We start from the raw sequence: 26,373 nt of genomic DNA, 5'->3' as shown, positions 1-26,373 counted from the left end.
CCGACGGCGGCCAGGGTCACGGTCAGGGCCGACCCGCCGTAGGAGATGAACGGCAGCGGCACCCCGATCACCGGCAGCAGGCCGGTGACGACGGCGATGTTCACGAAGGCCTGGCCGATAATCCAGACCATGATGGATCCGGCGAAGATCCGGACGAAGAGCGACTCTTGCCGCATCACGGTGCGCACCAGCGCGATGGCCAGCACCCCGAACAGGGCCAGGATGACCATGGTACCGAGCAGCCCCAGTTCTTCGCCGATGATGGCGAAGATGTAGTCGTTGTGGGCTTCCGGAATCCAGTTGTACTTCTGCCGGCTCTGTCCCAGCCCCACGCCCCACCAGCCGCCGGATGCCAGCGCGAAGAGCCCGTTGCAGGACTGCATGTTCAGCCCGGTGGTGGTTTCGCAGCCCTGGTCGGTCCACATCAGGATGCGGCCCATCCGGTTGGGGCTGACCACCACCAGCAGCAGCACCAGCGCGGCAGCGCCCAGGCCGGCGATGCCAAACAGCTTCAACGGAGCGCCGGCAAAGAACAGTCCGCCGGCAATGATCAGCATCAGGATCATCGCCGTGCCCAAGTCGTTGCCGGCCAGCACCGGGCCGACCACCAAAACCGCCCCGGGAACCACCACCGGGATCACCAGGTGCTTCCAGTTGCCCAGCAGCCGCTCCTTGGCTGCCAACACCGTTGCCATCCACAGGGACATCCCCAGTTTGGCGACTTCCGACGGCTGCAGGGACACGTTGCCGGGCAAGGTCAGCCAGTTGCGGTTGCCGCCCACCGACTCGCCCAGCGGCGTGAAGACCAAGAGCAGCAGGACCACCGACAGCGCGAGGGCCGGCCACGCCAGCTTCCGGTACGTGGCGGGCTTCCATCGGGAAAGGACCAGCATCGCCGTGACGCCGAGGCCGGCGAAGAGCGCCTGCCGCATGAACAGGCTGAACGGCGAATTATCGTCGGCGATGGATTCCACCGCCGACGAGGAGAGCACCATCAGCAGGCCGATCGCTGTCAGCGCGAGGGCGGAGCCAAGGATCAGGTAGTAGCTGGCACCGCTGGATTGCGTTCCCGTGCCCTGGATCCGGTCCAGCAGGTCGGTGCCGCGTTCGCGGAGCCGTCGGAGCTTTGCGGCAGGGGCGTCGGGTGTCCTTGCGGTGCCCGAAGCGCCGGCGACGGCGGGGGCGGACGTGCGACGTCCGCTGCGGGTGCCGCTGCTGGCCATTACTGCTCCTTGGTCGACGGTGCGCGCCCTTCCCCGAACCGGCGGACGGCTTCGATGAACGCATTGCCGCGGTGCGCGTAGGACGTGAATTGGTCCATCGAGGCGGCAGCCGGAGCCATCAGGACGGTGTCCCCGTCGGCGGCTATGCCGGCGGCAGCTTCCACCGCTGCCGCCATAACGATCTCGCCCACGGAGACGCCCGGCGTCGGGATCCTGTCTTCAGTTTCCTCCGGCGGGACGCCGATGACCGGGACATCCGGCGCGTGTCGCTGCAACGCCGCCAGCAGGGACGAGTTGTCCGTGCCGATCAGCACCACCGCTTTCAGCCTGCGTGCGTGGTCAGCGATCAACTCGTCGTAGTTCACGCCCTTGGACAATCCGCCGGCGATCCACACCACCGAGGAAAAGGACGCCAGCGACGCCGAAGCGGCGTGCGGGTTGGTGGCCTTGGAGTCGTTGACCCACAGCACCCCGGCCAGTTCCAGGACCTTCTGGATCCGGTGGGACCCGGGATCGAACCGCCGCAAACCTTCGCGGACCGCGGCCGGCTCCACGCCGTAGGCCCGGACCAGGGCAGCGGCGGCCAGCGCGTTCGCCACCTGGTGGCGCGGCGCCAGTTCGCCCAGATCGGCCAGGCTGGCCAGCTCGGCCGCCGAGTCGCGGCGCTCTTGGATGTAGGCCCGGTCCACCAGCAGGTTCTCCACCACACCGACCATGCTCACGGCGGGCATGCCCGTGGTGAAACCGATCGCCCGGCATCCCTCGACGACGTCGGCGGCTTCGACCATCTCCTCGGTCTCGCGCTGCTCGGCGTTGTAGATGCAGGCAATCCTGGTTTGCTCGTAGATTTTGGCCTTGTCGGCCAGGTACGCCGCATAGGAGCCGTGCCAGTCCACATGGTCTTCGGCCACGTTGAGCACCACGGAAGCCAGCGGGGACATGGTGTGGGTCCAGTGCAGCTGGAAGCTGGAGAGTTCGACGGCGATCACGTCGTACCCGATCGGATCGCGCACCGCGTCCAGGATCGGTGTGCCCACGTTGCCGGCCGCAATGGCACGCAGCCCGGCCGCCTGCAGCATGGATTCGGCCATCCCCACCGTGGTGGTCTTGCCATTGGTGCCGGTGATGGCCAGCCATTCGGCGGTACGCCGCCCGGCGCGTTCGCGCACCCGCCAGGCGAGTTCAACGTCGCCCCAAATGGGGATTCCCGCGGCCGCGGCGGCGGCCAGCAGCGGTGCCTGCGGGCTCCAGCCTGGCGACGTGACCAGCAATTCGGCAGGTTCCCCGACGACGTCGGGCAGGGCGCTGCCGTGCTCGCCACCGAGCAGGACTTCCCGGGCGCCGACGATCTTCAGCGTGTCGGCCTTGGCGCGGTTTTCCTCCGTATCGCGGCCGTCGACGACGACCACTGACGCACCCAGTTCGATCAGGGTGTCCGCCGCGGAGAAGCCCGACAGTCCGATGCCGGCGACCACTACGCGCAGTCCGGCCCAGTCCGCGTCCCAGGAGGTCAAGCCATCAAGTCGGTTCACGAGCCCAGGACCCATTCTGCGTAGAAGATGCCCAGGGCCGCCGCCACGCAGAGCCCGGCGATGATCCAGAAGCGCACCACGACGGTGACTTCGGCCCAGCCCTTGAGCTCGAAGTGGTGCTGCAGCGGGGCCATCTTGAAGACGCGTTTTCCGCCGCTGAGCTTGAAGAAGACCACCTGGATGATCACCGACAGCGAGATGATGACGAACAGTCCGGCCATGACCACCAGCAGCAGCTCGCTGCGGGACAGGATGGCGAACCCGGCAATCGCGCCGCCGATCGCGAGCGAACCGGTGTCGCCCATGAAGATCTTGGCCGGCGAGGTGTTCCACCACAGGAATCCGATCAGCGCGCCGACCAGCGCACCGGCCAGCAGCGCCAGGTCCAGCGGGTCGCGTACTTCGTAACAGGCCTCACCCGGCACCTTGACGGAACCGCAGCTCTGGTTGAACTGCCAGATGCCCATCAGCATGTAGGCTCCGCAGACCATCACCGACGCTCCCGCGGCCAGGCCGTCCAGCCCGTCGGTCAGGTTTACCCCGTTGGTGGCTGCGGTGACGATGATGTTGGACCAGATGATGAACAGGATGGTGCCCAGCACCGTGCCGCCGAAGGCCAGGTCCAGCCAGGGGATGTCCCGGGTGAAGGAGATGTTCAGCGACGCCGGTGTCCGGCCCAGGCTGTCCGGAAAGCTCAAGGCCAGCACGGCAAAAAGGATGCCGACAATACCCTGCAGCACGATCTTCGCCCAGGCCCGGAGCCCGAGGCTGCGTTGCTTGGAGATCTTGATGAAGTCGTCCAGGAAACCCACCAGGCCCATGCCGGCCATCAGCAACAGCAGCACGCCGCCGGAAGCGGTGGGACCGGCATGCGCTCCCCCGTTGATCAGCCACATGCCCATGTGGGTGGCGAAATAGGACAGCACCACGGTCGCCACAATGACCACGCCGCCCATGGTGGGGGTTCCGCGCTTGGTGTGGTGCGCCGTCGGACCGTCGTCGCGGATGAACTGGCCGTAGCCTCGCTTCACCAGCAATTTGATGAACAGGGGGGTCCCGAGCAGTGACAGGACCAGTGCCAGGGCAGAACCGATCAGCAGGGCTATCACTGCGCCTGGCCTTCCTCTTGGGTGACGGAACTGCGCACTGCAGCCGCCGCGGGATCGTCCGACGACGGGTTTCCTAATGCTACCCGGTCGCCCAGATGCCGCAGTCCGGCTCCGTTGGAGGACTTGAACAGCACCAGGTCGCCTGGCGCCAGCTGCTCTTCCAGCACCCGGTACGCCTCATCGGGGGTGCCGACCCACATCGATTCGTCGCCCCACGAGCCTTCCATGACCGCTCCGGTATGCATGGCCCGGGCGCCAGCGCCGACCACAATCAGCCGCGAGATGTTCAGCCGGACCACGATCCGGCCGATCGCGTCGTGCTCATGAACGGTGTCATCGCCCAGTTCCAGCATCTCGCCGAGCACGGCCCAGGTGCGGCGGCCGCGGCCCAGTTCGGCCAGCGTGCGCAGCGCAGCCCGCATGGATTCCGGGTTGGCGTTATAGGCATCGTTGATCACCGTCACGCCGTCCGGCCGCTCGGTCCGCTCCATTCGCCAACGGCTGGCCGGGCCGCGCCCGCTCAGGCCGGCGGCGATGGTTTCCGCGGGGACCCCCAGTGCCCAGGCGGCGCCGGCGGCAGCCAGCAGGTTGGCCACGTGGTGGATACCGATCAGACCGGATGCAACCGGGTGCTCGGTGCCATCCGGGAAGCACAGCGTGAATTCGGGGTGGCCGGCCTCGTTGATGCGGGCTCCGCGGGCACGCAGCAATTGGTCGGTGCTGCCGGCAGGCAGGCTGAAACCGTCGTCGGAGCTGAAGTAGAGCACTTGGGCGCCGGTACGGGCGGACATCGCCTTGACCCGGTGATCGTCGGCGTTGAGGACGGCGGTTCCGCTGGCTGGCAGCGCCTCGGCTAGCTCGCCTTTGGCGATGGCTATGTTTTCCACGCCGCCGAATTCCCCGGCGTGGGCGCTGCCGACGCCCAGCACCACGCCGATGCTTGGCTTGACCATGTCGGCCAGGTACTCGATGTGGCCAATGCCTGTGGCCCCCATTTCGACCACCAGGTAGCGGGTGTCGAAGTCTGCGGCGAAGACCGTCAGCGGTACGCCGACCTCGCCGTTGTAGGAGCCGATCGGCGCCACGGTCGGCGCCACCAGGCCCAGGATGCCGGCCAGCAGGTCCTTGGTGGTGGTTTTGCCGGCGCTGCCGGTGATGCCCACGACCTCGAGCCCCGAGGCGGCACGCAGCCGGGCGACGATGGCTGAAGCGATGGCGCCCATGGCCAGCACGGCGTCGGCCACGATGATTTGCGGCAGGACCCGGCCCGAGGCATGGGACACTTCGCGTTCGGTGAGGGCGAGCACGGCGCCGGCTTCGAATGCGGCGCTGACGTAGAAGTGGCCGTCGGCGGTCTCGCCCGGCTTAGCCACGAACAGTCCGCCGGGCTCGATCTCGCGGGAGTCTGTGGTGGCGGAACTCACGGTGATGTCGGCGGTCTCCCCGATGCCGTCGACCGGCTCCCCAATGACCCGTCCGCCGGTAATCGCCGCAATGTCGGCTGCAGTTAGTTCAATCATGACGATCTAGGACTCTACCGCCTTCTGGGAGAGCAGTCCGAATCCATGCCGGTGCAGCGCCCCGCGCAGTTCCACCCGGTCATCAAGGGCCAGGTTCTCGCCGTTGACCTCCTGCCAGACCTCATGTCCGCGGCCGGCAACCAGCACCGTGTCCGACGCCGCAGCCATCGCGACGGCTCGCTCGATGGCCTCCGCGCGGGGGAAAACCTCGACGATTTCGGCGGTCAGGTGTTCCTTCTCCACCGCCGCCCGGGCACCGGCCAACACATCGGCGCGGATCTGTGCCGCGTCCTCGCCATGCGGGTCGTCGTCGCTGATCACGACGACGTCGGCCAGCCGGGCCGCGATGGCCCCCATCAGCGGGCGCTTGGTCTGGTCCCGCTCTCCGGTGGCGCCGAACACCACGATCACCCGGGCCCCTGGTTCGGGGCGCCGGACCGAGGCCAGGGTCCGCTCCAGCGCGTCCGGGTTGTGGGCGAAATCGACAATGGCAGCCGGATTCTCACTGATCAGCTGCATTCGGCCGGGGACCTCGACGGTGAGCGGGTCGGCGCTGTCCAGCGCCTCCTGCAGCCGCGCCGGGTCGGTCCCGGACGCCAGCACCATCACCGCGGCCAGCGCGGCGTTGGAGATGTTGAAGGTGCCGGGCAGGCCGGAGTGCAGGCGCAGCAGTTCGCCGGCGGGGCCATGCAGCTCGAACCGGTGCCCCAGGCCCTCGCGGACCACGCCCCTGACGGTCCAGTCGGCGCTGCCGCCGGCGGTGGCCAGCGTTGCCGTCTCCACTCCCCCGGACCGGGCCCGTTCCGCGAGCCGGCGGCCCCAGTCGTCGTCGACGCAGACCACCGCCCTGCGGGTACGTTCCGGGTCGAACAGGCGGGCCTTGGTATCGAAGTACTCATCCATGCTGCCGTGCAGGTCCAGATGGTCCTGGGTGAGGTTGCTGAAGCCGGCCACGTCGAACCGGACGGCGTCCACCCGCCGGTAGGAAATGGCGTGCGAGGAGACCTCCATCGCGGCCGCGTCCAGCGCCCGTTCGCGCATCAGGGCCAACAGCCCGTGCACCTCCGGCGACTCCGGCGTGGTCAAGGCGCTGGGAATCGCCTCGGAGCCTGCCTTGATCTCGATCGTGCCGATCAGGCCGCTGCCCTGTCCGAGCGCCGCCAGCAGCGAATTGATGAAGTAGGTGGTAGTGGTCTTCCCGTTCGTCCCGGTCACGCCGAAGAGCGTGGGCGCGGTGCCGCCATCGGGCTGGCTGCGGTAAATCGCCGCGGCCAGGGGCCCGACGAGGGCACGCAACTCCGCGGACCGCAGCACCGGCAGTCCCGGCGCTGCGCCCACGGCCAGCCGGGCGCCGTCGTCGTCCGTCAAAATGGCCGCTGCACCGGCAGCGGCAGCCTGGGCCGCAAAGCCGGCGCCGTGCCGGCGGGCGCCGGGCAGGCCGATGTACAGGTCACCCGGCTCCACGGAGCGCGAATCGATGGTGATGCCGGTGAAGGCCAGGTCCTCCGTCGCCGGGTCACCTTCCGGTGCCGGAAGGCCGCGGTGCTGCAGCGTGCTGCGCAGTTCCGCCAGGCGGACCGGCCTGACCGATTGGGGCCGCAGGGGCGAGGCGGACCGGTGGGGCTGATCGGCAGTGGAACTCACATATTCTCCAGGTTGGCTCATTCCAGCGGCAGGTCGACCCGTTTGCTGGTGGACGGCGGCACGTTGTAGGCGTTGAGGACCTGCGTCATGACTTTCTTGAACGTCGGTCCGGCGGTCAGCGTCAGCACGCCGCCCTGCGGCCGCTGGATGGTCGCAACGACGACGAACTCCGGATCCTCCATCGGGGCGATGCCGGCCATCGAGATGGTGTAGCCGCTGAACCCCCCGCTGGCGGACGGCGCCTCCGCCGTTCCGGTCTTGACCCCGATCCGATAGTCCTCAATGTTACCGGCCTTGCCGCTGTGGTACTTCGGGTTGGTCTCCAACATGTCCTGCACCTGGTTGGCGGTCTTCTTGGAGACGGCACGGCTGCCCTTCTTGGCCGGCACCTCGTGCTCGGTGCCGTCCGGGTCGATGTAGGCGTCGATGAGCCGCGGCTGCATCAGCACACCGTTGTTGGCGATAGTGCCGAACGCGACAGCCGTGTGCAGCGCGGTCTGCGCGAGGCCCTGGCCGAACATCACGGTGAATTCCTGCCTGCCGTCCCAGGTGTCGGGGGGCGCCAGCAGGCCGCCGGTGGTGCCGTTGATGCCGATGTCGAAGCTTTGGCCGATCCCGAACTTCCGCAGGTAGTCATAGCGCTGCTGCCGGGTCAGCTGCTCGCTGATCATGGTGGTCCCGGTATTCAACGACTGGGCGAAGATTCCGGCCGTGGTGCGCGTCAGCGTTCCGTGCGGTGTGGCGTCTTGGAAGGTCTGGCCGTTGACGGTGTACTTGGGCGGAATCGTGTAGCGCGACGCCGGCGTGGTGATCCCTTCTTCAATCGCCGCTGCCATCGTGATCATTTTGGTGGTCGAGCCTGGCTCGAAGGCGCGGGTCACCGCCATCGACTGCCGGTCGCCGTCGGGCGTGGCACCGGGGTCGTTGGGGTCCACCGTGGTGGAATCCGCCAGCGCGATCAGGTCGCCGGTCTTGGCATTGAGGACGACGACGGTGCCGTATTCGGCGCCGTAGTCCTTGACGGTCTCGGCGATGACTTCCTGCGCGTACCACTGGATGTCGGTGTTGATGGTCAGGCGGACACTCTGGCCATCGACGGCCGGGACCTCTTCATTGGTTCCCACCGGAATGCGGATCCCGTCGGCCCCGATCTCGTAGGTCTTGGAACCAGGCGTCCCGGAGAGAACGTCGTTCTGGGACGCCTCGATGCCTTCGAGCGGCACGCCGTCCGAGCGCATGAACCCGACCACGGAGCCCGCCACGGCGCCAGCCGGATAGTTGCGGATAGTGGTCTCACGGGCGGACAGCCCGGGAAAAGCCAGGCCCTCGATCTTCTGCTGGACTTCCGGGGTGACGGACTTGGCCACGTAGTTAAAGGGCTTCTCGCCGGTGACGGCTTTCGTGACGGTCTTCGCGTCCTGGCCCAGGATCCCGGCCAGTTCCGCGATGGCGTCGGCGATTTTGATGTCTTCGGATTCCTGGCTGATCGGATCAAACCGGGTGTAGTCCTCCACCAGGCGCTGGTCCACCACGATGTCGAACCGCTGAACGCTGCGGGCCAGCACCTTGTTGTTGGTGTCCACGATTTCGCCCCGCAGTGCCGGCAGGTCGACGGTACGCAGTCGCTTGTCCACGGCGGCCTGGGCCATGCCCGCAGTGTCCAGCCCCTGCAGTTGGAACAAGCGCGCCCCAAGGATCACCAGCAGGACCAATACAATGGCGAGTCCGGCCCGGAGCCGCCGGGTGGCCCGCGCCGTACGGTCAGGGAGCTGGCGGTTGGCCGTTGGTGCTGCCACAGGTACCTCGTTTGCGTTGCCGGACAGTTACTGCCCTGTCTGTTGCTTCGGCGCCGGGATGCTGCCGCCGTTGAGCTGCTTTGCGTCTGCCTTCTGCGGTTTATCCTGCTGTGCCTTTTCCTTCTGTGCTGCTTTCTCGGCGGCTGCTGCCTCGGCCGCAGCCGCTGACTGGGCAGCAGGCTTGGCCGCAACGGCGTCGCTGTTCTTCTTCCCGGCCTTGGACTGCGCTGCGGGCTGGTGGCCGGGGTTTTCCGGCTGCGCCACCAGAAGCTCCGGCGCTGCACCTTGCTCCGCCGCTTTAGGTTTTCCGGCAACTTTCTGGCTTCCCAGATCGATGGAGCCGACCGACGGCGACGTGACCATTCCCAAGTCTGCCGCCTTCGCGGCCAAATTCTGCGGAGCCTGGTTGTTTTCAAGCTGCTGTGTCAGTTTTTCATTCGCCTGGGCCAAGGACACCTGCTCGTTGCGCAGTTCCACCAGTTTGTACTGTCCGCTGGAAACCGAAATGTTCAGTACCAGCACGCTCCCCAGGGCCAGCACCAGGACAGTGAAGCAGAAAAGGGCGAACGGCACGCGCTTGCGGGCGGGACTGTTGGGAACGACGGACAAGGGGGTACGGCGGGGGGCCTGCCTGGGCGAAGCGCCGGGACGGCCGGCCGGAGCCGCGCTGCCGTGCACGTACTGCTGCTGGTCGGGACGGGCTGCGTGGGCACTGGCACTCATTTTGCGCTCCTGTTCCGGATCCGTTCTACCGCCCGCAGTTTGGCGGAGGCCGCACGCGGGTTTTCTTCGATTTCTGCCGCCGTGGGCACTTCCGTGCCCTTGGTCAAGGTCTTCAGCTGCGGTTTGTGTTCTTCCAGCTCGACGGGGAAGCCACGCGGCGCGGACGACTTCGCCAGCTGGCCGAACACCGATTTGGTGATCTTGTCCTCCAGTGAGTGGTAGGACATCACGACAATCCGCCCGCCCAGGGCCAGCACATCGATGGCGGCAGGCAGTGCCCGTTCAAGCACGTCCAGCTCTTCATTGACTTCGATGCGCAGCGCCTGGAAAGTGCGTTTGGCCGGGTGCCCGCCGGTCTTGGCGGCAGCGGCCGGCACTACCTTGCGGATGGCTTCCACGAGTTCACCCGTGGTGGTCAGCGGGGCGGCGTCCCGTGCTGCCACAATGCTGGACGCGATGCGGCCGGCGAACTTTTCCTCGCCCCAGCGCCGGATGATGCGCACCAGGTCGGCCTCGCTGTACGTATTGACGACGTCCGCGGCTGTCATGCCCCTGCTGGTGTCCATCCGCATGTCCAGCGGTGCATCGTAAGAATAGGCGAAGCCGCGGTCCCGCTCATCCAGCTGGAGCGAGGAGACACCCAGATCAAACAGGGCGCCGTCGATCTCTCCGATGCCCAGGTCCTCAACCGCGTCGGCGATCTCGTCGTACACGGCGTGGACCAGATCGGTGCGCACAGCGAAGGGCCGAAGCCGTTCTCCGGCCAGTGCCAAAGCTTGTTCGTCCCGGTCGATGCCGACCACATGCAGCTGCGGAAAGCGCTGCAGCATGGCCTCCGAATGCCCGCCCATGCCCAGCGTGGCGTCGACCACCACAGCCCGGCCGCGTTCCTCGATGGCGCGTTCGATGGCAGGGGCGAGGAGGTTGATGCAGCGGTCGCGGAGCACCGGGATATGGCGCTCCCCTGCTGGCCGCTCGCTGTTCATCCTCGGTGCTCTCTTTCCTGCTGGTGTCTGCCTCGTCCAATGGGACGGTTTGCCCTGGAGTCTTTAAGGCCGAAGGTCCTTGGACCAGATCCCCATCCGCGCCTGGCCTGCCCCGCCTGGCTCCGGGGAAGTGAGCCAGGATGAACCTGCCGGGCGGCTGGAGATCTCATCCAAGAACGTCCGTGCCGCGTGTTGTGTTGTGGTACCGGATCAGAAGACTCCGGGCAAAACTTCTTCGTCTGTTTCGGAGAAGGCGGTTTCCTGCTCCAAGAGGTAGTTGTCCCAAGCCTGGGCGTCCCAGATCTCCGCGCGGGTACCCGCACCGATCACTGCCAGTTCCCTGCCCAGTCCTGCATAGCTTCGCAGTGCCGCCGGGATGGTGACTCGGCCCTGCTTGTCAGGTACTTCGTCAGAGGCTCCGGACAGAAAGACGCGAATGTAGTCCCGGGCCTGGCGGGAAGATATCGGAGCTTTCCGCATCTCCTCGTGGACCCGTTCGAATTCCTTCTGGCTGAAGACGTAGATGCAACGCTCCTGGCCCCTCGTCAGGACGAGACCGTCGGCAAGTTCGTCGCGGAACTTTGCCGGGAGTATCAGGCGCCCCTTCTCGTCCAGCCGCGGCGAATGTGTCCCGAGGAACATCGCCACCACCTTGCCGATCGGAGGAGACCGTCGACCCCCTGCGTCACCACTACCCTCTTATGTCCTCCACTTTACTCCACATCACGCCACAGTCAACTGTTTCGACCCGGTTTTGTAGCTGGAAATGTCCAGCGCCCTCCGCGGAACGGCAAGGAAGTTCGCGGGTGGAGCGAAGTGGAGGGGTGGTGGAGGACGGACCGCCACAGGCAGTGCGAGTTCTTCGCTCAGCACGCGAAGGCAGGCCCGCTGGGGCGCAGTGGAGTAAAAAGGAGTGCTATGCGCCCGGACCAGGGCGCTTTAAACACGAAAAGACCCGTTATTCAACGGGTCTTGCCTTCGTGCACGGCGGCTCAGACAACCGGGTGGAGCAAAGTGGAGCAGCTCGGCGGCCGCCCTTCTCGGGGTCTGTCGGTTACCGGTCTTCGCCGTGATGGCGTTCGTCCCACCGCTCTTCCAAGTTGGCCATGAAGCCGCCCTTCGACGACGACTGCTGCTTGTTTCCGCTCGACCGCGGCGACCCCGTCCCGGCCCGCCGCGTCGTGGCCCAGTAAACACCGGCGCCCATGATGACGAATCCCAGAACACCGACGGCAATGATCTGGCTAAGGATACCCGTAAGCAAGACCAGAATTCCGGCAATCGCGACGAGGGAACCCACAACGATGTGGCGCGTCGACAGTGATCGGCCACTGGCCGATTCCATATGGCTGGCAAACTTCGGGTCTTCAGCATGCAGCTGCTGCTCGAGTTGTTCCAGCAGCCGCTGCTCATGCTCTGAGAGTGGCATCTGAGCCTCCTTTATTCCAGTCCCCGAGGGCTGACTCAGTCGTTCAACGATCCCCGCGGGACAAGAGTTCCTGACACCTACCGGAACCGTATTGACCCCTTGTACTAAGAATAGAGCGCAAACCCGCCAATCGAAAGCTAGGGTGACGCAACTGTGACTCCGTCCGCGAGGATTTCATTTGTCGGGCTCCGCCGGGCCCCGCCGGGCCGTGCCGGCGCCCGGTTGCATCGGTCGGCGGGCCCCGGGCCGAAGCAGCGAAGCGGGCAGGATTCCGGCCGCCCCGAACTTTCGATTGACTTCGTCCAAGGCCTGTTCAGCGTTGTGCCAGGTGTCCTCGTGGCCGTCAAAACTGAGCTGCTGGCCGCCGAGGCTGGCGTCTTCCAGTTGCTCCGCCCGGAGCCCGATGAGCCGGACCGATTGCGGACGCTCGCCAAGGTCCGCCAAGAGTGCTGCGGCCGCCGCCTGGAGTTGCTTCGCACTGTTTGACGGCGCCGGCAGCTTCCGCGACCGGCTCAACGTGGTGAAGTCGGAATAGCGCAGCTTCAGCGCAATGGTGCCGGCGCGGAGCCCGCCGGCCCGCAGCCGGGCCGCCGTGCGGTAGGCCAGCCGCAAGAGTTCGCGGTGCAGCACCTGGTCGTCGTCGACGTCTTTCTCGAAGGTCTCTTCCGCGCCGATGCTCTTCTCCAGGCGTTCGGGCGTCACCGCGCGGTCGTCGATGCCCCAGGCCAGACGATGGACGTGGTCGCCGGTAGCACCCAGGACGCGGTGCAGCGCCGCCTGCGGAGTGTGTGCCACATCCGCCACCGTGCGGATGCCGAGGCGGGCGAGGACCTCGCCGGTCTTGGCGCCGACCCCCCACAAGGCGCCCACCGGCAGCGGATGCAGGAAGGCCAGCGTGTCGGCTTCGGGGACCAGCAGCAGCCCGTCCGGCTTAGCGTGGGTGGAAGCGATCTTCGCCACGAACTTGGAGGCCGCGATGCCTACCGTCGCCGTCAGCCCCAACTCGGCGGAGATCCTGCGCCGGATCAACGCCCCGATCTGCAACGGCTCGCCCAGCCGTCGCCGCGCACCGGCCACATCAAGGAAGGCTTCATCCACGCTGAGCGGCTCTACCAGCGGGGTGATCTCCCGAAAAATAGCCATGATCCGTGCGGAGGCCTGCTGGTACTTGGTGTGGCTGGGCTCAATGATGTGCGCCTGCGGACACAGCATGCGCGCCCGGGCCATCGGCATCGCGGAGCGGACGCCGTATTTGCGGGCCTCGTAGGAAGCCGACAGCACCACTGCCCGACCCGAAGCCGACCCCACGATCACCGGCTGTCCGGCAAGGTCGGGACGCTCAAGCAGTTCCACGCCAACGAAAAAGGCATCCATATCCACGTGAAGGATGGTGCAGTTCTGCTGGTCCGGGGAAGTCACACGACTATCGTAGGCTCGCGGCCGTGGTCCCGTGCGGCGACGCCGGCCCAGCGCCGCACGCAATTGTCTAGACTGGTCTGCAGACATCAGAACCATCGCAAGGAGTCCCGCCCCATGCCGTACGGCCGAAGAGGAATCCTGCCCATCACGGGCCGACCGGAGGTAGCAGCATGGAGCCGTCACTGATCACTTCTACCCGTGCCGAGCAGGAGGACTTCCGACTGGCCGTGGCAACCATGCTGCAGCAGTTCTTGGGCGAACAGAAGGAACTGCTGCTCGACGCCGCACCGGACGCGGCGCCGCTGGTGGAGGCGATCGCCGACCTCACCGCGGGCGGCAAGCGCCTGCGCGCGCTGCTGGCGTACTGGGGTTGGCGCGGTGCCGGCGGGCAGGTGCTGGCGGGACCGGCGGTGCAGGCCGGCGTGGCCCTGGAGCTCTTCCAGGCAGCGGCCCTGATCCACGATGACATCATTGACCGCTCCGATACACGGCGCGGAAACCCCAGCGTGCATCGCCGGTTTGAGCAGCAGCATCGCCGCAACGGCTGGTCGCTCGACGCCGAACGCTACGGACAATCCTCCGCCCTGCTGGCCGGTGACCTCTGCCTGTCCCTCAGCGAGGAAGTCTTTTCCGGCATCGGGGCAGCGTCGGCAGCCGGGACACCGGCCCGTGCCATCTTCAACCGGATGCGTGCCGAGGTCATGGCCGGGCAGTACTTGGACCTGCTGGAAGAAGCAGCCGGCCCAGGCCGACCGGTTGAGGCCGCCGTGGACCGCGCCCTGCAGATCCTGCGCTACAAGTCGGCCAAGTACTCCACCGTCCACCCGCTCAGCGTGGGCGGCGCCTTGGCCGGCGCATCAGCGGAACTGATCAGGGCCTATGAAGCCTTTTCGCTGCCGCTCGGAGAAGCCTTCCAGATCCGGGATGATGTCCTGGGCGTCTTCGGCGACCCCGCCACCACCGGCAAGCCCGCCGGTGACGACCTGCGCGAAGGAAAGCGCACGGTCCTGATCGCACACACCCTGAACCACTGCACGCCGGCCGAACGCGACCTGCTCGAAGTGAATCTGGGGTCGCCGGACCTGTCCGACCAGATGGTGGAAGAACTCCGCGATCTGATCACCAGCAGCGGCGCCCTGGCGGCAGCAGAGCAGATGATTTCTGAACGAACGGCTGCGGTCGATCAAGCATTGTCGGCCCTTCCCGTGGCCGACGATGTCCGCCATGCGTTGGGCCGACTGGCCGACTCAGCGGTCCGCCGCAGCGCCTAAGGTCCGCTGGGTCCACCCCGCCGAGCCCGGCGGCCGGGACCAAGACCAGGTCAGGCCGAGACGCTGCGGCCTCAGGCTGGCTGCCAGCCCACTGCCCAGGCCCGCTACCAGCCCAACGCCTGGGCTCGGCGGCGAATCTCGGTCTTTCGCCCTTCACGGAGGGCGTCGATGGGCCGGCCGGGCAAAGAATCGTCAGCGGTAAAAAGCCAGCGCAGGGCTTCCTCATCACTGAATCCCGCATCGGACAGGACCGCCAGCGTGCCCTTGAGGCTGTCGAGCACGCCCGACTCGACCAGGAACTCGGCCGGTACGGAGCGGATCTGGCGCTCCCCCACCTTCGCTGCCAGCAGGGCCCGTTCCTCCAGCAGGCTACGCACGTCCTTCACAGAGACACCCAGTCGCTCTGCGACGTCGGGCAGCGGCAGCCAATCGGCAATCAGTTCTTCAAGTTCACTCACCGTATAAGCGTGCCACGGCGGCCTATCCTGAGCCATTTCAAAAGCCCGACACGCCGCCGTCAATATTCATTCACCAGCTGCGGCTGTTGTGTTATGCGTCAATAGTGTAGATTCACTTGAGTCACAGTTTTAACATTAATAACAAACGACACACCAGTACCACAGTGCGGCCCGTTGGGGGACGCTCGCCAGGCCGCAAAACAAGGATGAGGGACATCAATGACCGATCAGCGCCCGATCACGCGCAACGACCGCAGCCAGCCCCGCCGGGTGCTACTGTCCGCGGCAGCCACCGCAGCGATTCCCGCCGTCGTGCTGTCCTCCGCCGCCCTGGCGATGCCCGCGCAGGCGGCAGAACTCCCGCCCCGTGCCGCGCTGCAGCCTAAGGCAGCGATTCCGGGCGTCACGGTCCCGGCCGCCGCATTCATTCCCGCTTCCCAGGTCGCTGCCCAGTTGCCCGCGGCGCTGCGGACCCAGACCACCCCGTCCACCCATAAGGTGCGCGCCGGGGAGACGATCAGCGGCATCGCCGCCCGCTACGGCCTGTCCACCAAGAAGGTGCTCTCGCTGAACGGCCTGAGCGCCAGCACCATCATCCACCCCGGCCAGAAGATCAAGCTCGGAGGTTCGGCCCCAGCCAAGTCCTCCGGCAGCACCACGGCCAAGGCCTCATCCGGCGCCGGCAACTACACGGTCAAGTCCGGCGACACGCTCTCCGGCATCGCCGCCAAACACGGCATGAGCCTGAGCGCCATCCTCTCCGCCAACAGCCTCAAGATCAGCTCGGTCATCTACCCCGGACAGAAGATCAAGGTCAACGGCGGGTCCTCCTCCGTTGCCAGCGCCTCGGTCAAGACCTCGGCTAAAGCTTCCACCAGAGTGGCCAAGGCCTCCAGCTCCGGCAGCTACACGGTCAAGTCCGGCGACACGCTCTCCGGCATCGCCGCCAAGCACGGCATGAGCCTGAGCGCCATCCTCTCGGCCAACAGCCTCAAGAGCAGTTCGGTCATTTACCCGGGCCAGAAGATCAAGGTCAAGGGCGGAGCGTCATCCGCTGTCAGCAGCCCGGCCAAGAGCACGGCGAAAGCTTCCACCAAGACCGGCGCCAGCTCCGCCAGCGGTACCTACACGGTCAAGCCGGGCGATACGCTCTCCGGCATCGCCGCCCGCCACGGCATGAGCTTGTCCGCGGTCCTCTCCGCGAACAACCTCAAGGTCACCTCAGTGATCCATCCCGGCCAGAAGATCAAGGTGACCGGCGCGTCCGTGTCCAGCGCATCGACGTCGAACAAGGCGCCGGCCAAGAGCAGCGCCGCCACGGGTTCCGGCAGCTACACCGTCAAGTCCGGCGATACACTCTCCGGCATCGCCGGCAAGCTCAACGTGACGCTCTCCAGCCTGCTGCAAGCCAGCGGCCTGAAGTCGACGTCGATCATCTATCCGGGCCAGAAGATCAGCGTCCCGGGCAATTCGACCGGGTCACAAACCACGACGTCGAACGTCGGCACGGCGTCCACCGCACCGCTGGTGCCGAGCACCTTCCTGCACTACACCTACCCCGAAGCCGTGGTGTCCAAGGCAAACGAGAACAAGCGACTGCTGCTCTCCACGCCGCAGCCCAGCCAGGCGCAGATGAAGGACATCATCGCTGAAACCGCCCGCAAGATGGGCGTCGATCCCAAGCTCGCGCTGGCACATGCCTACCAGGAATCCGGTTTCCAGCAGACCGCTGTGTCGCCGGCGAACGCCATCGGCGCCATGCAGGTCATCCCGTCCTCGGGCGAATGGGCCTCCGACTTGGTGGGCCGCAAGCTCAATCTGCTGGATCCCTATGACAATGCCACCGCCGGCGTGGCGATCATCCGGTCCCTGGTCAGCACCAGCCCGTCCCTGGACATCGCCATTGCGTCCTACTACCAAGGCCAGTACGGCGTGATGACCTACGGCATGTACAAGGACACCAAGGCCTATGTGGCTGCGGTGAAATCACACATGAAGAAGTTCTAGCCGGACACCGGCCCCGCCGCGAAAGGACCCGAACCACAGAGTTGATTCGGGTCCTTTCGCCGATCGGACTAGGATCGTAGAGTGCAGCAACCGGCAACTGATTCATTGGTCGGCGCCCTGATCGACGGGCGTTACCGGGTTGTCTCGCGCCTGGCGCGCGGCGGGATGTCCACCGTCTACCTGGCGTCCGACACGCGGCTCGACCGGAATGTAGCGCTGAAGGTGCTCTATCCGTACCTCGCCGAGGACCACAACTTCCTTGAGCGGTTCGAGCGCGAGGCCAAATCCGTGGCCCGCCTCTCGCACCCGCACGTGGTGGGCGTTTACGACCAGGGCATCGACGGCAACGTCGCCTACCTGGCGATGGAATACGTCCGCGGGCACACGCTGCGCGATCTGCTGAACGAATCGGCGCCGTTGACGCCCCGGCACGCGCTGGCCGTGCTGGATCCGGTCATCGAGGGACTCTCCGCAGCGCACGCCGCCGGCCTGGTCCACCGCGACATCAAGCCGGAGAACGTCCTGATGTCCGACGACGGACGAATCAAGCTGGGCGATTTCGGCTTGGCCCGCGCGGTCACCACCAGCACCAGCACCGGCACGCTGATCGGAACGGTGGCGTATCTGCCGCCCGAGTTGGTCACCGGCACCGCGGCCGACGAACGCAGCGATGTCTACTCGGTGGGGATCATGCTGTTCGAGATGCTGACCGGACGCCAGCCCTTCACTGGGGACGTGCCCATCCAGGTGGCTTTCCAACACGTCAATTCCACCGTTCCGGCACCGTCCACGGTGGTTCCCGGGCTCGCCGCGGACCTGGACGAACTGGTGCTCTGGTGCACGGGGTCGGACCCGGAACAGCGGCCGGTGGACGCCGCGGCCCTGCTGGGCGAACTGCGGCATGTGCACAAGTCGCTCACTGATGCCCAGTTGGACTTTCAGGCCGCACCTGCCGCACCGACGCGGTCCTCGGCCACCGAGGTCATCGCCTCCGATCCCCACCGCACCACCGTGATCTCCCGGCCCGCCCAGCACACCCAGATTTTCAGCGCCGGAGAGGCCGCTGCAGTACCGTTGAACGAGCAACGGCCGCTGTCCGCCCGCGAGGCCAAGAAGCGCCAGCGGGAACTCGCCCGCAACGCCCGCCGTCCCGAACAAAACCTGCGCCGTGGGAATCCGCGTCGCCGCGGCGTCATTTGGATTGTCGTGCTGGCGATCGTGGCCGCGCTGGTTGCCGCCGCGGGCTGGTTCTTCGGGATGGGCCCCGGCGCGCTCGTTTCAGTACCCGATGTCGCCGGAAAACCGGTGGCGGAAGCCCAGAGCATGCTCCAGGAGCAGGGGCTGGAGTACCGGCTCCAAGAAGTCTTCGACGAAAAGGTGGCCAAGGGCATCGCCGTGGGCACGGAGCCGGATGCGCCCATCGAAGTCCGCCGCTTCGAGCATCTGGACCTGGTGGTATCCAAGGGACCGGAACTGTTCGCGGTCCCACCACTGGCCGGCATGAGCTTGGAGAAGGCCACCAATGCCCTGGAAGAAGCCAACCTGTCCGCCGGCAAGGTCAAGAAGGCCTTCGACGAGGACGTGGCCGCCGGCACGGTGCTCAGCCACAAACCTGCCGAAGGCAAACAGCTCAGGCGGGGCACCGCCGTCGACCTGACGGTTTCGAAGGGGCCGAAGCCGTTTGACGTTCCCCAGGTGGTAGGCCAGCCCCAGGGCGATGCCGCCGCCGCGTTGCAAGGCGCCGGCCTGAAGGTGGAGATCGCACCGGAGGCGGTCTTTGACCGCGACGTCCCGGAGGGATCGGTCGCCTCGCAGGATCCTGCCGCAGGCCAGGTGATCCGCGGTGACACGGTCACCCTGACCCTTTCCAAGGGACCCCGCATGATCGAAGTGCCGGACATGGTGGGCCTGCAGGTAGACGACGCCGAACGCCAACTGAAGGAACTGGGCTTCGAGGTCGAGGTCAACGAAATCCTCGGCGGCTTCTTCGGCACCGTCCGGGCGCAGGACCCGGTCAACGAGTCGGTCCCCGAAGGCTCCGTGATCACGCTGACCGTGGTGTAATTTCCGCGGCCGGTCCGTTAAGGGCCAGCCGGGAGCTGCCGGCCGGTACGGGTGGTCAGGACGGGGTCAGGCACTCCGTGAGCGGCAGAAGGCCCGGAACCCTGTTCGGTGGTTCCGGGCCTTCTTCTATTCTGCTGACGCGTATTCTGTGTACGCCGAGCTGCGCCGGCTACTGCTGGCGGGCCAACGCTCCGGCCACCAGGAAAGCCATCTCCAGCGACTGCATGTGGTTCAAACGCGGATCGCAAACGGACTCGTAGCGGTCCAGGAAGGCGTTTTGGTCGATCGGGTCGGCACCGCCGAGGCACTCGGCCACGTCGTCGCCGGTCATTTCCACGTGCAGGCCGCCGGGGAATGTTCCGAGCTCGTGGTGCACCTCGAAGAAGCCGCGCACTTCGTCGATCACGTCGTCGAAGTTCCGGGTCTTGTAGCCGTTCGGCGAGGTGACGGTGTTGCCGTGCATCGGATCGGTCACCCACAGCACCTTGGCGCCGCTGTCCGTGACCCGCTTGACCAGTTCCGGCAGCTTCTGGCGGATGTTCCCGGCGCCCATCCGGGTGATGAAGGTCAGCCGTCCGGGCTCGCGTTCCGGATCCAGCTTGTCGATCAGCCGCAGCGCGTCGTCCGCCGAGCTGGTCGGTCCCAGCTTGACCCCGATCGGGTTGCGGACCTTGGACAGGAATTCCACGTGGGCGCCGTCCAACTGCCGGGTGCGTTCTCCGATCCAGAGGAAGTGCCCGGAGGTGTTGTACGGCAGGCCGGTGCGCGAGTCGATGCGCGTCAGCGCCCGCTCATAGTCCAGTACCAGCGCTTCGTGGCTGGCGAAGAATTCCACCCGCTTGAGCGCATCGAAATCGGCTCCGCAGGCGTCCATGAATTTCACCGCGCGGTCAATTTCGCGCGCGAGCGATTCGTACCGGGAATGTGCCGGGTTGGCCGTGAACCCCTTGTTCCAGTGGTGCACCAAGCGCAGGTCGGCGAACCCGCCTTGGGTAAAAGCGCGGATCAGGTTCAGCGTGGAGGCGGAGGTGTGATACGCCTGCACCATCCGGCTGGCATCATGCGCGCGGGACTCGGGCGTGAAGTCGAACCCGTTGACCATGTCGCCGCGGTAGGCCGGCAGCGTCACGCCCTCGCGGGTCTCATCGTTGGACGAACGCGGCTTGGCGAACTGGCCCGCCATCCTGCCCATTTTGATCACGGGCAGCGAGGCGCCGTAGGTGAGCACCACCGCCATCTGCAGAATGGTCTTGACCCGCGCGCTGATCTTGTCAGCCGTGGCTCCGCCGAAGGTCTCGGCGCAATCCCCGCCCTGAAGCAGGAACGCCTTGCCGTCGGCGGCTTGGGCCAGACGCTCGCGCAGGACGTCGACTTCGCCGGCAAAGACCAGCGGCGGAAGGGTGTTCAGCTCGGCAACGGCGGAGGCATGGACCGTGTCGTCGTGCCAGCTGGGCTGCTGCACCACCGGCAGCTCGCGCCAGTCATCCAGACCGGGGTAGTTCGCTGCCGTGGGCAGCTGGTCGGGAACGGAAGCAGTGAAGGTTGTATCGGTCACGACTCAATCGTAGACCGCGGCTCTGCCCGGATTCATGTGCGGAAGTCATGCTCCGTCGGCCTGCCGTCACATTGCGGCTGGATTCAGCGCGGGCTGTCCTGCCCGGATTCCAAGGCTGTGTCGCCGCTCTCGCCAAGCCCGGCTGCATCGGGTCGCGGCGCGGCGGCCCCACCGGCTGCGTCCTTCCGCCCGGCCACACTCTCGGCTGTGCTCCCGGGCGCGGTGCCTGAGGGCGCGGTGCCTGGGTGCGCGGCGCCTGAGCGCGCGGTGCCGGAGGCGGGGTCGTCTGCAGGGGCGGCCGACGGCGCCACTGCACTGTCGCCGGAAGTTGCACCGGCTGCTCCGGGCTTCCCCTGACCTGGCGCGGGAGGAGCGGGCACCTCGGCTGGAGCCGCTGCACCGATCACCGTGATCGCACCGGGAGCCTTGGTCTGCGGCGGTTCAGGCTGCTCCTTGGGCAGTCCGACGGCGGTATGGCGCTGGCTCTCCCCCCGGGCCGGTTTGCGTGCCGATTGCCGGGCTTTGACCGTGCTGGCGTACGAGTCGACGTATTCCTGGCCGGAGAGGCGCATGATCTCGTACATGATCTCGTCGGTGACTGAGCGCTGGATGAACCGGTCGTCTTCCAGGCCCTGGTAGCGGGAGAAATCCAACGGCTTGCCCATGATGATGCCCACCCGGCGGATGTTGGGGATGCGCCGGCCGATCGGCTGGACCTTGTCCGTGCCGATCATCGCCACCGGAATCACCGGCACACCGGTGCTCAGCACCAGCTTGGCCACGCCGGTCTTGCCGCGGTACAACTTGCCGTCCGGCGACCGGGTGCCTTCCGGGTAAATGCCCAGCAGTCCGCCCTCCTGCAGCGCGTCCCGTCCGGCCAGCAGGGACGTAGCCGAGGCTGCCCCGCCGGAGCGGTCCATCGGCAACTGGTTGGTCATCTTGAAGAACGCCGCGGTGAGCTTGCCCTTGAGGCCCTTACCAGTGAAGTATTCGCTCTTCGCCAGGAACACCACCGGCCGGGATACCGCCAGCGGCAGGAAAATCGAATCAGAAAAGGAAAGATGGTTACTGGCCAACACGGCGGGCCCGGTTTCCGGAATGTTGTCCAGGCCCTTGACCCACGGCCGGAAGAGCAGGCGAACCACCGGCCCCACGACAATGGTCTTCATAAACCAGTAGAACACGTGTGCCTTTCCAATCCGCCGCCGCAGGCCGCATAACAATTCCGTTTGAGACTCTACTCCAGCTTGGCGTCTGCGTGGCTGCGCCGCGTGCAACGCCGGAAAGGAAGAGCACGGCAATCAATGGCCGAACGGCTCCCATAATGACACGATAGTGCCATGACTTCTGCTCTCGACGGGGCGTTCTCCAGCTCCGGGCACGGCCCCAATTCCCGCTTGGGCGTGGTGCTGCTGCATGGCTTCACCGGTTCCCCCCGCAGCATGCGGGGCTGGGCGGAGAGCTTGGCCGAGGCCGGTTTTGCGGTTCGGCTGCCCTTGCTGCCCGGCCACGGCACCACCTGGCAGGATCTGGGTACGTCGCGCTGGCAGAGCTGGTACGGGGCGGCCGAGCAGGCTTTCGCCGAACTCGCCCGCGAGCGCAGCCAGGTCTTCGTTGCCGGTTTGTCCATGGGCGGTGCCCTCGCGCTGCGGCTGGCGGCGCACCGTCCGGTCGCTGGCGTGCTGCTGGTGAACCCGGGACTGACCATCGCGGATCCGCGGGCGCCGTTCACCGGGCTGATGAAGTACGTCCTGAAGTCGGTGCCGGCCATCGGCAATGACATCAACCTGCCGGGCATTGATGAGGGCGCGTACGACCGCACCCCGGTGGCTGCCGCCCACCAGCTCGGCCAGCTCTTCAAGGCCGTGGTGGCAGACCTGCCGCGTGTCACCGCTCCGACGCTGGTGTTCCGCTCCGCGGTGGACCATATTGTGCCCGAGTCGTCCATGCGCGTGCTGCGCCGCCGCATCGGCACCGCCCGGCTGGAGGTGGTGCCGCTCGCGGACAGCTACCACGTGGCCACCATGGATCATGATGCCCAGCTGATCTACCGCCGATCGGCGGAGTTCATCCAGGCCATCGCCGCCACGTCAGCAACCCCCACAGGAGCCACCCGTGCCGGAGCGTGATCAGGACCGGGACGACGCCGTCTGGAAGGATCTGGTCGCCAGGCTGGAAGAGACCGACTCCGGAACGGCTGACCGCCCCTTGCCGGACCCGCCGACGGCTGACAGCGGTACGGATGCCCAACGTCTCCGGGCTATCTTCGAGCACCGCCTGCCGGAGGTCCCCTCGCCGGGTACCCCCTCCGGCCCGCGGGACTACTTCGTTGAGGAAACGGACGACGACGAGGGCTACGTACCGCCGGAGCCGGAACCGCTGGGTGCCGGTGAACCGCTGCTGGTGCTGGCGTGGATCGGCGCCGTGGGATCGCCGCTGGGCCTGCTGCTGACCGCCATGCTGTGGCGCGACGCGCCCTTCGCGGCGGTGTTGGGCATGGTGGTCCTCTTCGTGGCATCCGCGGTCTACCTGCTCTTCCGCCTGCCGCAGGAACGCGACGGGTACGACGACGGGGCCCGCGTCTGAACCTGCCGACGGCGGAATCAGGACGGCGGAATCAGCCGGCAGCAGCCCGGGCGAGGTCGGCGGCACCGATCATTCCGGCCTTCGGCCCCAGCGCAGCCAGCCGGACGTCCGCCAGCGGGCGGAAGCCCCGCCCGGTCAGGTTCCGTTCCAGCGCATGGCGGGCCGGCTGCAGCAGCAGGTCGCCGGCTTCGCACAGTCCGCCGCCGATCACAAACACGCCCGGATCCAGCGCGGCGGCCAGATTGGCCAACCCCAGCCCCAGCCATTCGCCGGTCTCTTCCAGCAGCCGCACACTGGCAGGATCGGCCCGCTTGGCCTGCTCCGTCACCACGGCCCCGGTGATGTTGTCCACCACGCCACCTGTAGCTTGCAGCCACCGCTGGGCCACAGGTGAATTTGCTGCCGCCAGTTCCCTCGCCTCGCGGCCCAGGGCGTTGCCGGAAGCATATTGCTCCCAGCAGCCGCGGTTCCCGCACGCGCAGCGGTGCCCCCCGGGCATGATCACCTGATGCCCGAACTCCCCCGCCACACCCCAGCGTCCCCGCTCCAGCCGCCCGTCCATCACCATGGCTCCGCCGATGCCGGTGCCCAGCGTGATGCACACCAGCCGCGTCTCGGACCTGCCCGCGCCAAACCGGAACTCGCCCCAGGCGGCGGCATCGGCGTCGTTGACGACGGTCACGGGCCGGCGCAGCAGGGTTTCCAGGTTGTTCCGCAGCGGTTCGTTCCGCCAGGCAAGGTGCGGGCTGAACAACACCGTGCCGCCGGCGAGGTCCATCCAGCCCGCCGCTCCAATGCCCACGGCCATTACCTGGTGCTCCGACGCCACCTCTTGCACCAGCGCCGCAATGAGTTTTTCCACGTCCCGCGGATCGTGGTCCGGGGTTGGCCGGACCAGCTCCGCGATCACCCTCCCGGAACCGTCGACGACGCCGGCCGCCACTTTGGTGCCGCCGATATCGATCCCGACCGCCAGTCCGCTGTTCTCCACGTCACCATCGTAGGCAAGCCGCACTCGCGGACCGGGCAGCGGAAGCAGGAAGGACCGTTACCGTTTCGTAGGTTACCTGCCGGTAAGCACTGTGATTTAGGTTATAGGCTAAAGACAACCTCCGGCAGGGAGGATGAGCAGAGCTGGCCACAGCTGAAGTAGTGAGGAGCTAACGTGCGCGAATACAGCGTGCCCGTCCTGGTTGACGTTCCGCGGGATGCCAACATCGCCGATCTGGTGGTTGAGCAAGCGCAGAAGGCATCGAACCCCGCCTTGTTTTCCCGCAAGGACGCGTCCGGGACATGGCAGGACATCCGTGCCACCGACTTCCTCGCCGATGTAACACAGCTGGCCAAGGGGCTCATCTCCAGCGGCGTCCAGCCGGGCCAGCGCGTGGGCATCATGGCCCGAACGCGCTATGAATGGTCGCTGGTGGACTTCGCCATCTGGTTCGCGGGCGCCGTGTCGGTGCCGATCTATGAGACCTCCTCCCCCAGCCAGATCGCGTGGATCCTGGGCGACTCCGGCGCGGTGGCAGTGTTCGCCGAAAGCGCCGCGCATGAGGCAAAGGTGCGCCGGGCCGCCCTCGACGAGGGTCTGGAAAACCTGAAGCATGTGTGGCAGCTGGACGAAGAATCCCTGGACGGACTCCGCACCGCAGGCAACGATGTACCGGATGCCGACGTGGAGGAACGCCGCAGCGCAGCCGGTCTAGACGATCTGGCCACGATTATTTACACGTCCGGCACCACCGGCCGGCCCAAGGGCTGCGAACTGACCCACGGGAACTTCGTGGAGCTGTCCAAGAACGCCGCCGCAGCCCTGCCGGATGTTGCCCACGAAGGCGCCCAGACCATCATGTTCCTGCCGCTGGCCCACGTCTTCGCGCGGTTTATTTCCGTGCTCTGCGTTGCCGCCGGCGCCACCGTGGCGCACACCCCGGACATCAAGAACTTGCTGCCCGACCTGCAGAGTTACCGACCCACCTTCATCCTGGCCGTGCCGCGTGTCTTCGAGAAGGTCTACAACAGCTCGATGCTGAAGGCAGAAGATGGCGGCAAGGGCAAAATCTTCCACGCCGCCGCGGACACTGCGGTCGCCTGGTCACGGGCCGACGCCGCCGGCAAGGTCCCGCTGACGCTCAAGCTCAAGCACAAGCTCTTCGACAAGCTGGTGTACCACAAGATCCGCGAAGCCATGGGCGGCCGGGTCGAGCACGCAGTCTCCGGCGGCGGCCCGCTGGGCGAACGGCTGGGGCATTTCTTCCACGGCATCGGCCTGCTGGTGCTGGAAGGTTACGGGCTCACCGAAACCACGGCGCCGGTCTCCGTGAACACTCCCCAGCTGGTCAAGATCGGCACGGTCGGCGCCCCACTGCCCGGCAACGCTGTCAAGATTGCCGACGACGGCGAGATCCTCGCCAAGGGCGTCTGCGTGCTCCGCGGCTATTACAACCGCCCGGACCTCACGGCTGAGGCGTTCAACGACGGCTGGTTCCGCACCGGCGACATCGGCGAGCTGGATGCGGACGGTTTCCTGAGCATCACCGGCCGGAAAAAGGAAATCATCGTCACGGCCAGCGGCAAGAACGTTGTCCCGGCACAGCTTGAAGACCAGATCCGCGCCGATGCCCTGGTGTCCCAATGCGTGGTGATCGGCGACAACCGCCCGTTCATTTCCGCCCTCGTCACGCTGGACGAGGAAGCCCTGCCCGGCTGGCTGGAACGCCACGGGCTGCCGGCCACCCTCACCATGGAGCAGGCAGCCAACCACGAAGCGGTGAAGGCCGCTATCCAGTCGCTGATCGACCAGGCCAATCAGTCGGTCTCCCAGGCGGAGGGCATCAAGGCCTTCCGCGTCATCCCGTCCGACTTCACCGAGGCGTCCGGACACCTGACGCCGTCGCTGAAGATCAAGCGGGCACAGGTCCTGGCCGATTTCGACGAGTATGTGGAGCAGATCTACACCAGCGTCCGGCAATAACCACGCTGGAATGACGGAAGGGGTGTCGTTTTCCCGGGGGAGACCCTCCCTCCTCTTTCTTCCCGTTCTTGGGAGAG

The 26,373-nt window shown here is 66.6% G+C and carries 20 protein-coding genes and 1 pseudogene; 6 read left to right on the top strand and 15 right to left on the bottom strand.

From position 1 onward, the window contains the following. The 11 genes from ftsW to dinB form a co-directional block, all read right to left on the bottom strand. Positions 1 to 1,223, bottom strand: a 1,223-nt coding sequence (ftsW, locus tag ACMX2H_RS16530; protein WP_414962026.1) for a putative lipid II flippase FtsW, incomplete at its 3' end; no start/stop codon positions are given. Beyond that, positions 1,223 to 2,770 (bottom strand): UDP-N-acetylmuramoyl-L-alanine--D-glutamate ligase, encoded by a 1,548-nt coding sequence (gene murD, locus ACMX2H_RS16525; protein ID WP_414962024.1) that lies wholly within the window; start codon positions 2,768 to 2,770, stop codon positions 1,223 to 1,225. The genes murD and ftsW, both read right to left, overlap by 1 nt. Then, positions 2,752 to 3,864, bottom strand: a complete 1,113-nt coding sequence (mraY, locus tag ACMX2H_RS16520) for a phospho-N-acetylmuramoyl-pentapeptide-transferase (protein ID WP_414962022.1) — start codon at positions 3,862 to 3,864, stop codon at positions 2,752 to 2,754. Before mraY ends, murD begins: the two co-directional genes overlap by 19 nt. After that, positions 3,861 to 5,384 (bottom strand): UDP-N-acetylmuramoyl-tripeptide--D-alanyl-D-alanine ligase, encoded by a 1,524-nt coding sequence (locus tag ACMX2H_RS16515; RefSeq protein ID WP_414962021.1) that lies wholly within the window; start codon positions 5,382 to 5,384, stop codon positions 3,861 to 3,863. Before ACMX2H_RS16515 ends, mraY begins: the two co-directional genes overlap by 4 nt. 6 nt (positions 5,385 to 5,390) lie before the next feature. After that, positions 5,391 to 7,049 carry a UDP-N-acetylmuramoyl-L-alanyl-D-glutamate--2,6-diaminopimelate ligase gene (locus tag ACMX2H_RS16510; protein WP_414962020.1) on the bottom strand — a complete coding sequence of 553 codons (1,659 nt, stop codon included), beginning with the start codon at positions 7,047 to 7,049 and terminating at the stop codon, positions 5,391 to 5,393. Continuing rightward, positions 7,046 to 8,824: a peptidoglycan D,D-transpeptidase FtsI family protein gene (locus ACMX2H_RS16505; protein ID WP_414962018.1), complete on the bottom strand. Its 1,779-nt coding sequence runs from the start codon at positions 8,822 to 8,824 to the stop codon at positions 7,046 to 7,048. The genes ACMX2H_RS16510 and ACMX2H_RS16505 overlap by 4 nt, the downstream gene beginning before the upstream one ends. 27 nt (positions 8,825 to 8,851) lie before the next feature. Beyond that, positions 8,852 to 9,547: a cell division protein FtsL gene (gene ftsL, locus ACMX2H_RS16500; protein ID WP_414962016.1), complete on the bottom strand. Its 696-nt coding sequence runs from the start codon at positions 9,545 to 9,547 to the stop codon at positions 8,852 to 8,854. After that, positions 9,544 to 10,533: a 16S rRNA (cytosine(1402)-N(4))-methyltransferase RsmH gene (rsmH, locus tag ACMX2H_RS16495; protein ID WP_414962014.1), complete on the bottom strand. Its 990-nt coding sequence runs from the start codon at positions 10,531 to 10,533 to the stop codon at positions 9,544 to 9,546. Before rsmH ends, ftsL begins: the two co-directional genes overlap by 4 nt. A 210-nt stretch (positions 10,534 to 10,743) precedes the next feature. Beyond that, positions 10,744 to 11,175, bottom strand: coding sequence for a division/cell wall cluster transcriptional repressor MraZ (gene mraZ / locus ACMX2H_RS16490; RefSeq protein ID WP_414962012.1), 432 nt, complete (start codon positions 11,173 to 11,175; stop codon positions 10,744 to 10,746). 412 nt (positions 11,176 to 11,587) lie between these two features. Beyond that, positions 11,588 to 11,962 (bottom strand): DUF3040 domain-containing protein, encoded by a 375-nt coding sequence (locus tag ACMX2H_RS16485; RefSeq protein WP_414962010.1) that lies wholly within the window; start codon positions 11,960 to 11,962, stop codon positions 11,588 to 11,590. Between the two features lie 174 nt (positions 11,963 to 12,136). Continuing rightward, positions 12,137 to 13,468 (bottom strand): DNA polymerase IV, encoded by a 1,332-nt coding sequence (gene dinB, locus ACMX2H_RS16480; RefSeq protein WP_414962008.1) that lies wholly within the window; start codon positions 13,466 to 13,468, stop codon positions 12,137 to 12,139. Positions 13,469 to 13,551: 83 nt separating this feature from the next. On the opposite strand from dinB, the gene ACMX2H_RS16475 reads away from it, so the two are divergent. Next, positions 13,552 to 14,652: a polyprenyl synthetase family protein gene (locus ACMX2H_RS16475; protein WP_414962006.1), complete on the top strand. Its 1,101-nt coding sequence runs from the start codon at positions 13,552 to 13,554 to the stop codon at positions 14,650 to 14,652. Positions 14,653 to 14,756: 104 nt separating this feature from the next. Here ACMX2H_RS16475 and ACMX2H_RS16470 read toward each other — a convergent pair whose 3' ends face one another. Continuing rightward, positions 14,757 to 15,110 carry an Rv2175c family DNA-binding protein gene (locus ACMX2H_RS16470; RefSeq protein ID WP_414962004.1) on the bottom strand — a complete coding sequence of 118 codons (354 nt, stop codon included), beginning with the start codon at positions 15,108 to 15,110 and terminating at the stop codon, positions 14,757 to 14,759. Positions 15,111 to 15,848: 738 nt separating this feature from the next. Here ACMX2H_RS16470 and ACMX2H_RS16465 point away from each other — a divergent pair. Together ACMX2H_RS16465 and pknB are read left to right on the top strand one after the other, a co-directional pair. Further along, positions 15,849 to 17,117 (top strand): LysM peptidoglycan-binding domain-containing protein, encoded by a 1,269-nt coding sequence (locus ACMX2H_RS16465; protein WP_462677835.1) that lies wholly within the window; start codon positions 15,849 to 15,851, stop codon positions 17,115 to 17,117. 81 nt (positions 17,118 to 17,198) lie between these two features. Further along, positions 17,199 to 19,181: a Stk1 family PASTA domain-containing Ser/Thr kinase gene (gene pknB, locus ACMX2H_RS16460; protein WP_414962000.1), complete on the top strand. Its 1,983-nt coding sequence runs from the start codon at positions 17,199 to 17,201 to the stop codon at positions 19,179 to 19,181. Between the two features lie 169 nt (positions 19,182 to 19,350). Here the strand turns inward: pknB and ACMX2H_RS16455 are convergent, their stop codons facing one another. Together ACMX2H_RS16455 and ACMX2H_RS16450 are read right to left on the bottom strand one after the other, a co-directional pair. Next, complete coding sequence (locus ACMX2H_RS16455; RefSeq protein WP_414961998.1) at positions 19,351 to 20,736, bottom strand: class II 3-deoxy-7-phosphoheptulonate synthase; 1,386 nt, start codon at positions 20,734 to 20,736, stop codon at positions 19,351 to 19,353. Between the two features lie 497 nt (positions 20,737 to 21,233). After that, positions 21,234 to 21,920: pseudogene (locus tag ACMX2H_RS16450) on the bottom strand (lysophospholipid acyltransferase family protein); the annotation flags it as partial. 156 nt (positions 21,921 to 22,076) lie between these two features. Between ACMX2H_RS16450 and ACMX2H_RS16445 the strand changes: the two are divergent. Together ACMX2H_RS16445 and ACMX2H_RS16440 are read left to right on the top strand one after the other, a co-directional pair. Further along, positions 22,077 to 22,865, top strand: a complete 789-nt coding sequence (locus tag ACMX2H_RS16445; RefSeq protein WP_414961996.1) for an alpha/beta hydrolase — start codon at positions 22,077 to 22,079, stop codon at positions 22,863 to 22,865. Next, a complete protein-coding gene (locus ACMX2H_RS16440; protein ID WP_414961994.1) occupies positions 22,852 to 23,322 on the top strand; it encodes a hypothetical protein in 471 nt (156 codons plus the stop codon). Before ACMX2H_RS16445 ends, ACMX2H_RS16440 begins: the two co-directional genes overlap by 14 nt. A gap of 31 nt (positions 23,323 to 23,353) precedes the next feature. Here the strand turns inward: ACMX2H_RS16440 and ACMX2H_RS16435 are convergent, their stop codons facing one another. After that, positions 23,354 to 24,313 carry an ROK family glucokinase gene (locus ACMX2H_RS16435; RefSeq protein ID WP_414961992.1) on the bottom strand — a complete coding sequence of 320 codons (960 nt, stop codon included), beginning with the start codon at positions 24,311 to 24,313 and terminating at the stop codon, positions 23,354 to 23,356. A gap of 174 nt (positions 24,314 to 24,487) precedes the next feature. Here ACMX2H_RS16435 and ACMX2H_RS16430 point away from each other — a divergent pair, with 174 nt between their 5' ends. Then, entirely contained in the window at positions 24,488 to 26,296 is a 1,809-nt protein-coding gene (locus ACMX2H_RS16430; RefSeq protein ID WP_414961990.1) for an AMP-dependent synthetase/ligase, read from the top strand. Positions 26,297 to 26,373 lie beyond the last annotated feature (77 nt).

Source organism: Arthrobacter sulfonylureivorans (genome assembly GCF_047607445.1).
GTDB classification, from domain to species: domain Bacteria; phylum Actinomycetota; class Actinomycetes; order Actinomycetales; family Micrococcaceae; genus Crystallibacter; species Crystallibacter sulfonylureivorans_A.
The sequence above is the reverse complement of the archived record's forward strand: the minus strand, read 5'-3'. Positions and strand labels throughout refer to the sequence as shown.